This is a genomic window from Blastopirellula marina (assembly GCF_002967715.1).
Classification (GTDB): Bacteria; Planctomycetota; Planctomycetia; order Pirellulales; family Pirellulaceae; genus Bremerella; species Bremerella marina_B.
Genome location: NZ_PUIA01000001.1, coordinates 87,300 through 96,937, shown reverse-complemented (window position 1 = coordinate 96,937; position 9,638 = coordinate 87,300). Strand labels below are relative to the sequence as shown.

The following is a 9,638-nucleotide window of genomic DNA, read 5'->3' as shown; positions in this document are numbered from 1 at the left end:
TAAGATACCTGCCTGTGTGTACTCATGTACAGGCTTGTTGGCGTGATTTTGGGAAGTTTTTATTTGGGGGAAAACGGGCGAGAAAGTCGGTTTGTAACTAGAAAAGAGGACGCGCGATGAGGAAGGAGTTTAACCGCAGATTACGCGGATGGTCTTTCTCTTGAAATGTGAGAGAGCGGGTACCTGGTTCGCACGCCCAAGCGGACTTGGGCGTGGCACCCGGATGATTTTTCGAATTGTTCCGTTGGTACTTGGTTCGCTGGTGTGCCACTGTCCTCTGGCCAGTGCGTCATGGGTACACGGTTACCATTCTCGATCAAGCTATAAGAGCACTGGCCAGAGGACAGTGGCACACGGAAGACTTTCGCTTGCCGTCTTCTTATCAGCGTAATCCGCGGTTCTCTTCCGAGCAGATCGAGCGACTTACCATCGCCCGCCTACAGATACATCCCCATGAAGCCTTCGTCCGATTCGCTTTCGGCTTTGATCTTGGCGATTCGTTCTTCGGTTTTCTTCAGGTCGCCGGCTTGGATGTAATGGTCGAATTCGACGGCGACACTGCGCTGGACGGTTTCCTGGAACCAGTGGACGATTGGTTCGGAAAGCCAGGTGCATGTTTCTTTGACTAGTTCCACTTCCAGATCGCTGCCGCGGGTGGTCATGTCGTCGGCGTCGGTCATGACGGTGCCGTGGAACTTGAACTGAATCATGCCGTCGACCGGGTGATTCAGCAGGTGGTAGGTGCACTTGGCGTTGTGCAGGTAGTACGTGTTGTGCGAACCATGCTTCTCCATAGCCGCTTTCACCCGCAGACAATGCTCCTGAAACTTCGGCGAGGCATCCATCGGAATATCGAGCCGATCGATGCTGCGCAGTGGAAGACAGTCGAATTGAATTTCTACCCAGCGGTCCATGAGCGCTCCTTCGGAGCTTTGGTTGGAAGTTTTCATTGTTCAGTTTTCAGTGAGGAGATCAGCTTCGAGACCGATTGGCCACGGCAAGCGAAGACACGGTTCATGGTCGAACGCGTCTCTTACTGAAAACTGAACCACTTCACACTGAAAACTCGCGACGCGGCTTAGTCTACCACAGAAGTGACTTCCGTCGCAGCGGTTGGCGTGGGAGCTTCCAGACGCCAGCTTCCCACAAACCATCCTGGCGTGACGGCCAGGGACGAAATGCGGAGGGTACCGGCCTTTTCCCACTGGCCTTCGAGCTTGATCCCTTCGCCAACGATCTCCTGTTTGAAGACTGCTTCAAACTTCTTTCGCAGGAAGGTCTTGGCAGTCAGATCGAGTGGGCCCAGGCGTTCCTGGGTGGGGAAATCGACCACGACGTCGCCGGTTCGCGTCAGCAGGGTACCGCTTTCCCCTTTTTCGATCTTGTAATCGGCGCTGATGGCGATGGTGCGATTCACTTCGTTGTCGCCGCGGGTAAACTGCCGCCCGCGGATGCCGATCTTGACGGTGTCGTTATCGAAGACAACCTGAATCGGGCTCTTGTAGTCGAACGTGATCGACCAGGGATCGGTATCCGGCGTGATCTGCAGTTCTTCGGGAATCTCGGCACCCCGTTCTTTGAGCAGTTCAACTAACTTCTCGTCGGTCAGCTTCACACCGGCCAGAAACGTTTCGCCGTAGTTGTTGACGATCGACTCGTGCAGTTTCAGCGTCAGGTCGGCCTCTTTGTCCTCGGTAGCCGGAGCAGGACCAGGGGCGGCCAACTGCGACTGGCTGGCTTGCATCACTTCCAGATTCAGATGGTCGGTGGTGGTCGAAACGTTGATTGCGTCGGGGAATTCATCGCGACCGATCAGCGGGCGGTATAGCTTTTCCTTCAGCCGATTGTTGGCATCGGCGACGAGATCTTTCGTTTCGTTATCGAAGCGATTCTGAATCCGAAATTCGGTACGATCGGAAGCGATCGCTTCGGCCTGCGATTTCTGCTGATAAGCCCTTTTCGTCGCAATCTTCTGCACCAGCTTCATCTTGGCGCAAATCGCGTTGAAGGTCGTGCTGGTGTCGGCATTGGCGACCGACGGATTGGCCGTCAGGCCGTCTTTGTCGACGCTTAGCAGCTTGGAAGCCCCGATGGTGCTGAAGCCGGTCGAGTAGATCGTCGCAGGTCCGTTCACGCCGACATTGTCGGACGAGACGGTACCGGTCAGCGAGAGCTCGATGAGCCCTTTGGTCTTGCTGGGCACCAGGTTCACGTCGACATCACCCACCATGTGTGCCGTTCCCCGGACGTTCGTACCGAGGATGATTTCGTGCACAGGGTTCACCTGATCGACTGGGCGACGGATACCACCGGCGATCAATTCACGGGAAACCGAAGCATAGAGGTTGGGCTGATCCAATTTATTTCGGATCGTTTTGACGGAAGAGGGCACCTGGTTGCCTTGTTCGAGCCAGCCGAGAATCGCGCCGATCGCGCGGGCATCGTCTCCGGTGGCCATGTTCGAATAGCGTTTTACCGCATCAGCAAGCGATTTTATCTGCATATCGAACAGTTGCTTGTATTTATCGACCTGCGAGAAATAGGCCAGGTTGATGTACGTGCGCAGGGCCTGACGGGCCTCGATCACTTGCCGCTTGTCAAGGCCCGCATACGACCCCTTAAATTTCAGGTAGATTTCTTCCAAGGTTCGCATGTCCGGTTTTTCGGCCGACAGCTGAGCCTGCAGGTCATCCCAGCGCAGATAGTCTTTCCAAGCTTTTTCGTTCTCGGACGAACCATTGGAAAGCAAGCGTTGCAGCGAGTTGAGTTTGGCTTGCAGCGTAGATTTAGCCGCAGCGACATCCTCGGAAGTAACCGGCTTGAAGCCTGACTTTGCGTTTTCGATCGACTGGGTCAAATCACCAGCAGGAGTCGGCTCTTGAGCCAGGACATTGCCTGTGAGAATGAGAAATCCTGAAGCCAGGATCACAAAACTGTGCGCCGCCGTACGCCGTAGATTCCAAATCATGATGTTCCTCATCCGTGGGGGAAGGGGCTGAATACGGTTTGTGAGGTTTAGGCAGCCCACAAGATATACCGATTAGGTGATCTCGTGAAGCTTTCATCGCCAGCATTCTCTCGAAAAGCCGCCTAATACACAAACAATTCCAAGACCACATCCTTTTTCTATAATTCGCCATTTACCCATTTTAACGTCACAGCAAAGATCTGAGGAAATTCCATCTCTCAGGTGTCCATGACGGTACTAGTAGATTGACTGCTACAACTGACCCACTTACCTTTACGTAAACAACTTGACCGGTATATCCAGCTTTTTCTGCCTAAATGCTGGAAGCTTTACCATCGATATCGCTCCCTTTAACCTCCCCCGATCTCCATGAACAATTCACTTCGCTCACTTTGCCTGCTGGCCAGTCTCTTGCTGCTTGCGAGCTGGAACGGTACCGCAACAGCGGAAACCTCGGAACTGCAATGGCACGACGATTATTCGAGTGCCGTGAAAGCTGCTTCGGCAGATAAGAAGATGTTATTCATCGTCTTCAGCGATGAATCGAACGCGGCCACGCGCTTTGAAAACGAAGTCCTCACCGATCGTCGCGTCAGCCAACTGCTGGAAAACTACGTCGTGGCGAAGCTTTCCGTGGATGCCAACGTGAAGGTCGATGGCAAGCCAACGCGTGTCTTGAATCATGGTGCGTTCAGCTACATGTACGGAAGTGCCGGGATCGCAATCATCGATTACACGAACAACGACCCTTCGCAGTACGGACAGGTGGTCAGCCAGTTCAACTTCCGTTCGGCCCAGGGACGTACCGTGCAAGAGATGGAAGTCATTCTGACTTTGCCTCCTGGATCGCTGACGCAGCGGACATTGATCTACGCCGTGCGGATGCATCCGGAAAAGCCCAGCAGCACCAAAGGCATCTTCCGCCGACTGCTGGCCCTCGAAACGTTTCGACATAGTCGCAACCAGGCCAATATGCAGCTGCAGGGACATCACCAGTGGGAATCGCGGTTCCACCAAATCAAGGCGCAGCTTCCCGGTGGCCTGGTTCCCACCGAAGTTTGTGCCGAAAGCTGGCCAGGTCAGCGACTGGAAGACGCCGCGATCGAATGCGTTCGCAGCTGGCGACACTCGTCGGGCCACTGGTCGGCCGTCAGCGACAGCAATGTTTATTACGGCTACGACATGAAGCGAGGCCGCAACGGTATCTGGTACGCCACGGGTATCTTCGCTCGTAACCGCTAACCAGCTGGGCCGCAGGCCTTTCAATCTGAATAACCACTTCGACCCGTGCAGTTTGCGTAACTGCACGGGTCGCGTTGTTTTTTCTCAACATCGCATGATGAAAAAAAGCCGCATGTTGCCTAACCGCGTGCTAAGTTTTCACGGCTTGTCATTCTGGGCAAGCTGCGTAGGGAACTCCACGTCCCAATTTTGGAAACAGTCATGCGGTGGTCAACTAGCACGAAGCGAACGTTGCTCCTTACGACGCTATGGATTGCGATCGTCAGCTCCGGCTGCGCGCCGCTTCGCGTTCCTCGCATCGATCCAACTGGACAGCGTATCTTCACGCACGACACCACTCCGGTCGAATGCAACCTGGGCTGCTTCAACCAGCAGCCAGCCTTCCGGCAGCCACCTCCCCTTTCCCCCTGCCCTGCTTCCGGCGTCACTCCTTTAACTCCCCTGCCGGCACCGCCCAAGGGCGTTGTCGATACCGAGGCCCTCCAGCTTTCCCCTTCCCGCGTGGTGGCTCCGGTTGGTACCGAAGTCGTTTTGGTGGCCGGACTGAATCGCAAGAAGCACCTGCACGAAGCAGGCCGCCCGGTGAACTGGATTTTGTCGCGTGAAAGCGTCGGCTACATCACCGAAGTAGGCAAGGACTCGAACATGTTCGATCTGGTCTCGAACCGGGACTACGGCGTTCAAGGTCCTGACTTCGCGACCAGCAGCACGCTGCTTTGCGATAAGACCATCGACCGCGGAACCGAGCTTCCCGGCGACGACGTGCGTGTGCTGAAGGGGCAAACCTGGATGTCGATCAGTTCAGCCGCGCCCGGCGTAAGCCGCGTGACGGCGTTGGCCCCGACGTTTGAAAACTGGCCAGCTCGCCAACAGACGGCCACCATCTATTGGGTCGATGCCCAGTGGCAGTTCCCTGCCGCGGTAGTTGTTCCGGCGGGCGATAAGGCCGTTCTCTCCACCACGGTACTCCGACAAACCAATCGCCAACCGGTGGAAGGTTGGAAGGTCCAATACGAGGTCCTCGACGGTCCTGCTTCCGCATTCCTGGTCAATGGACGCCCTGCCGAGCAAGGTGCTCCGATCGAAACGCGTAGCGACTCAAACGGCTTCGCCACGGTCGAGCTCGCGCCATTGACCAATCAGCCAGGGACTGCGCAGGTTCGTGTGACCATCATTCAGCCGAATCTTGATCCCGAGAGCAACGCCGAGAACCTCATGCTCGGTTCAGGCGTGACGACCGTGACCTGGAGTGCTCCGCAGTTGGCAGTCGACATGACCGGTCCGCAGGTTGCCGAGTTCAACGCCCAGGCCGTTTACAATATTAACGTGCAGAACGGCGGCGACGTCGCGGCACGCAATGCTTTGGTCAGCGTGATCCTGCCGGATGGTTTGAAATATGAGTCGAGTGTTCCCGCTGCACAGCAATACGGTAACCGTCTGGAATGGTCGATCGGCGATCTCGAGGCCCGCGGCTTCCGTCAGATTTCGCTGACTACCCGGGTGCAGACATCCGGCACCGTGGAAAACTGCGTGACCGTCACCGCCGAGCCAGGATTGCGTAGCGAAGATTGCACCAGCACCCAGATCTCGGTCGATGCGATCCACCTGGAAATGACCGGCCCTGAAGCGGTCACCGTGGGAGATCCGGTCGAGTACGTAGTGACGATCCGAAATACGGGAGACCGCGCCCTGACGAATATGAAACTGGAAGATGTGTTCGACAACGGTCTGATCTATCCGAATCAACAGAGCCCCATGTATAACGACCTGGGAACGCTGGGTATCGGTCAGGCCAAGACGATTCGTTTGAACTTCCAAACCCAAGTTCCTGGTCGCTTCTGCCACCGGTTGACCGTTTCGGCCGACGGTGTGCAAGGAAAGTCTTCCACGGCATGTGTTTCCGTCAATCCGCCACCACCGGAACCGACCTTCACGCTGGAACTGCGAGCCCCAGCCAGCCGCGAAGTAGGTCAGCCTATCCTGTTCCGTGCAGTGTTAACCAATACAGGTGCGACGCCACTGACCAATGTGGTGGTCGAAGAGCTGATCGATCCTGAGTTCCAGATCACGGGACGCACCGATCCGGCTCGCGACGAACAGAACAAGGTCATCTGGACGTTCCCACGCATCCTGCCCAATCAACAGGCGATCCTGGAAGTTCAATGCCAGGCGAACCGCCCGGTAGGTCAGGCATGCAATCGCATCTCGGCCCGCACCGACGAAGGGGTATCGCAGAACGCTCAGACTTGCACCACGGTCACCCCGTCTAGCCAACCGGCAGCCGAACCGCCACCGGCGGTCGGTCAGAACGGACAACCAGGTGCTGGCGGTAACCAGCCAGTTACCGGCCAGTTGGAAGTAACGATGACCGAACTGCAAGACGGCATCCCAGCCGGCCAGAACGTTCGCTACTACCTGACGATCAAGAACAGCCGAAACGTCGACGACGAGAACGTGCAGATCATGCTGCGGCTGGGCGAAGGAATGCGTTTTTTGCGACTCAACGGGCCGGTGAATCCGCAAGTATCGCAGTCGCCTGATGGGCTGACTGTCGGGGTGCAGCCGCTGCAATACCTCAGGGCCGGTGAATCCGTCAGCTTCCAGGTCGATATCCAGACCGCCACGCCAGGCAAGAAGATCGTCAAGGCAGAAGTTCGCAGCCAACGATCGCCGCAGGGAGTTTCGGTCCAGGAAGATACGACCGTATATTAAAGTAATGCCTCGCTTCGCCCTACTTCATCACGTTACGCCAGAGTGTGCCGAGAAGCCGGATCACTACGACTTGCTTCTCGAAGATGGGGATGTGCTGAAGACCTACACGCTGTGGAGTTTCCCCAGCATGGGCATACCGGCGGTAGCAGTACCCGACTTCGATCACCGGATGATCTACCTCGACTACGAAGGCCCCATCACAGGCAACCGGGGTGAAGTAACCCGGGCCGACGAAGGAACCTTCAGTTGGATCATTCGGCAAAACGAACTTGTCACGGTTCACCTGCAAGGGCAGCGGCTCCAGGGAAGATTAATCCTGGAGATTCAAGATTCCGCCGGCGGCTCTGGCGGTGGGGAAGAAACTGGCGAAGCTTGATCTGCATCGGCCGCTTCGACTTTGAGTTCTTCCTCGCTCTTGATCGTTTCGCCAGAAAGTAAGATCTCGCCATCTTTGAATTCGAGCGCATCGATGCGGATCTCTCCTTCGATCTCTTTACCGGTGCTGGGGATAGTGATCAGAGCAACCGGGTCTCCATCGCGCTGCTGCCAGCGGATCGGAATGTTGGCTTTGGTGGCGTAGGTATCGATTTCAGAAATCAACTGCCCAATCGGAATCGGCAGCGCCCCAGCGGTCACGTTGTGAAGCTGGATCCCCACGACGTTGGGTTCCCCTTCGACCAGGAAGCAGTCGAGCGACACCGCCAGAATCGAATTGAGGGACTGGCCGTTGTACTTGCACCCGACCAGCAGCGCCTTCCCCTTCACAGCGATGCGGGGGTCTTGGATGTGCTCTGGCAGAAGCTCGGGGAACTTCTCTTTCAGGTCGACGGCCAGCCAGCTGTTGATTTGCTTGTCAGTCAGACTGAGCGACCAGGGCCGGGGCTTTTTGACCTGATTGGAAAAGGCAAAGACTTGCTCTTCCAGGACTTCGCCTGTTTCGTGAGCGGTTGTCGGTTCGACGTAAAGGGCTTCGGTGTAGAAGTCAGGCACATGCTGCGTGGCGTTGTAGACCGCCCCGGTCACTGCCGCGATAAGCACTGCCGCACCAACGAACACCACTAAAAACGTTTTCTTCCTCGCCAATTTCGACCTAGCCGTCTGGGAGAATGCCCCACCCCAAATAGGAACCGCCTGGGGGAATGGTAGGAGTTTGCCGCCCAGGCGTCAATTTGGATTGAGCCATCGCTAGCAGCTTTGTTCCAAGCTACGCATCTGACCAAGAGGCTCTCAAGGCCTGGCAGGGCAACCGAAACTCAGCAAATACTGCTTCGGGTGCCCTGCCAGGCCTTGCTTGTTTTTCACTTACTACCAGGTGCTTTCGCCCCTGGCTACATTCGACCGGGCCTCCTGCCCTCAAGAGGACACTCAATCGCGACTTAAACGAATCGCAGCAGGGCGTACTTCTTCTTGCCGCTGCGAAGGACCATGACCGTTTCGCTGGCCAGGTCTTCGGTAGCCAGTTGCCTCTCGCCCTCTTCCACGCGACGATTGTTGACGTAAGCTCCGCCCTGCGAGATGGTTCGACGAGCGTCTCCCTTGCTTTTGCAGAGCCCCGATTCGACCAACGCATCGACGATGTTCAATCCATCATCTGCGGTCAAACGGTCGCGGCTCAACTCTTGGCTGGGAACGTCCGCGAAGATCTCGATGAGCTGCTTATCGCTCAGGTTGTCGATCTCGCCTCCGAAGAAAATCTCGGTGGCTCGCTGGGCACTCGCAACCCCTTCGCTGCCGTGTACCAGTTCGGTGAGGGCCTCGGCCAACCGCTTCTGGCTTTGCCGCTTGTGCGGTTCCTCTTCCCGAGCTTTATCGAGCGATTCGATCTCTTCGCGATCGAGTTCGGTCAGGAAACGCAAGCACTTGCCGGCATCTTCGTCGGCGACGTTGATCCAGTATTGGTAGAACGCGTAAGGACTGGTGCGGTCGGGCGAAAGCCAGATGGCACCTGACTCGGTCTTGCCCATCTTGCTGCCGTCGCTCTTGGTCAAAAGCGGACAGGTCATGCCGAAAAGCTGGGCCGATCGCATGCGGCGTCCCAGGTCGATCCCGGCGGTGATGTTCCCCCACTGATCGCTTCCGCCGATTTGCAGCGTGCAGCCGTGCTTGTCGAACAGGTGCACGAAGTCGTACGCCTGCAGCAGCATGTAGCTGAATTCGGTGTAGCTGAGCCCAGAGTCTTCACGTTCCAGCCGCCCTTTGACCGAGTCTTTCGCCATCATCACGTTGACCGGGAAGTTCTTCCCAATATCGCGGAGGAAGTCGAGGTAGCTGAAGCTTTGCATCCAGTCGAAGTTATTGACCAGCACGGCCCCGCTGCCGGCTTCGTCGAAGTCGAGGAACTGCCGCATCTGGACTTTGATCGCGTCGACGTTGGCCCGCAGTTGTTCGACCGACAGCAAATTGCGTTCGGCGCTCTTCCCGCTGGGGTCGCCGATCATGCCGGTGGCACCACCGACCAGGGCGATCGGTTTGTGGCCGGCGGCTTGAAAGCGGCGCAGCAGCATCAGCGGCAGCATGTGCCCTACGTGCAGGCTCTCGGCCGTCGGATCGAACCCGGCGTAGACGGTCCGCGGCTGCTCATTCAGCCAGGTGCCGAACGAGTCGTCCCCGGTTGTTTGATTGATCAGACCACGCCACGAGAGTTCTGCGAAAATATCGTTCATCTGCCCAGGTTCGCCACCGTTAAGGGTTTGGTTGCCTTGTGAAACCGGCATTC

At 56.8% G+C, this 9,638-nt stretch carries 7 protein-coding genes; 3 read left to right on the top strand and 4 right to left on the bottom strand.

What is annotated here, in order from left to right:
* Positions 1-437 precede the first annotated feature (437 nt).
* Positions 438-914, bottom strand: coding sequence for a hypothetical protein (locus tag C5Y96_RS00395; protein WP_105349573.1), 477 nt, complete (start codon positions 912-914; stop codon positions 438-440).
* A 164-nt stretch (positions 915-1,078) separates the two neighbouring features.
* Positions 1,079-2,968, bottom strand: a complete 1,890-nt coding sequence (locus C5Y96_RS00390) for a hypothetical protein (protein ID WP_105349572.1) — start codon at positions 2,966-2,968, stop codon at positions 1,079-1,081.
* Between the two features lie 369 nt (positions 2,969-3,337).
* Here C5Y96_RS00390 and C5Y96_RS00385 point away from each other — a divergent pair, with 369 nt between their 5' ends.
* The 3 genes from C5Y96_RS00385 (at position 3,338) to C5Y96_RS00375 (ending at position 7,298) form a co-directional block, all read left to right on the top strand.
* Positions 3,338-4,210, top strand: coding sequence for a hypothetical protein (locus tag C5Y96_RS00385; RefSeq protein WP_105349571.1), 873 nt, complete (start codon positions 3,338-3,340; stop codon positions 4,208-4,210).
* 201 nt (positions 4,211-4,411) lie between these two features.
* Entirely contained in the window at positions 4,412-6,922 is a 2,511-nt protein-coding gene (locus tag C5Y96_RS00380) for a DUF11 domain-containing protein (protein WP_105349570.1), read from the top strand.
* Between the two features lie 4 nt (positions 6,923-6,926).
* Complete coding sequence (locus tag C5Y96_RS00375) at positions 6,927-7,298, top strand: DNA polymerase ligase N-terminal domain-containing protein (protein ID WP_105349569.1); 372 nt, start codon at positions 6,927-6,929, stop codon at positions 7,296-7,298.
* Here C5Y96_RS00375 and C5Y96_RS00370 read toward each other — a convergent pair.
* Positions 7,247-7,981, bottom strand: a complete 735-nt coding sequence (locus C5Y96_RS00370; RefSeq protein WP_105349568.1) for a hypothetical protein — start codon at positions 7,979-7,981, stop codon at positions 7,247-7,249. The genes C5Y96_RS00375 and C5Y96_RS00370 overlap by 52 nt on opposite strands.
* Before the next feature lie 317 nt (positions 7,982-8,298).
* Positions 8,299-9,585 carry a tyrosine--tRNA ligase gene (gene tyrS, locus C5Y96_RS00365; protein WP_105349576.1) on the bottom strand — a complete coding sequence of 429 codons (1,287 nt, stop codon included), beginning with the start codon at positions 9,583-9,585 and terminating at the stop codon, positions 8,299-8,301.
* Positions 9,586-9,638 lie beyond the last annotated feature (53 nt).

Excerpts from the sequence above, each read along its gene's own strand:
- C5Y96_RS00375 (WP_105349569.1), top strand. The coding sequence starts at position 6,927 with ATGCCTCGCTTCGCCCTACTTCATCACGTTACGCCAGAGTGTGCCGAG.
- C5Y96_RS00385 (WP_105349571.1), top strand. The coding sequence starts at position 3,338 with ATGAACAATTCACTTCGCTCACTTTGCCTGCTGGCCAGTCTCTTGCTG.
- C5Y96_RS00390 (WP_105349572.1), bottom strand. The coding sequence starts at position 2,968 with ATGATTTGGAATCTACGGCGTACGGCGGCGCACAGTTTTGTGATCCTG.
- tyrS (WP_105349576.1), bottom strand. The coding sequence starts at position 9,585 with ATGAACGATATTTTCGCAGAACTCTCGTGGCGTGGTCTGATCAATCAA.
- C5Y96_RS00380 (WP_105349570.1), top strand. The coding sequence starts at position 4,412 with ATGCGGTGGTCAACTAGCACGAAGCGAACGTTGCTCCTTACGACGCTA.
- C5Y96_RS00395 (WP_105349573.1), bottom strand. The coding sequence starts at position 914 with ATGGACCGCTGGGTAGAAATTCAATTCGACTGTCTTCCACTGCGCAGC.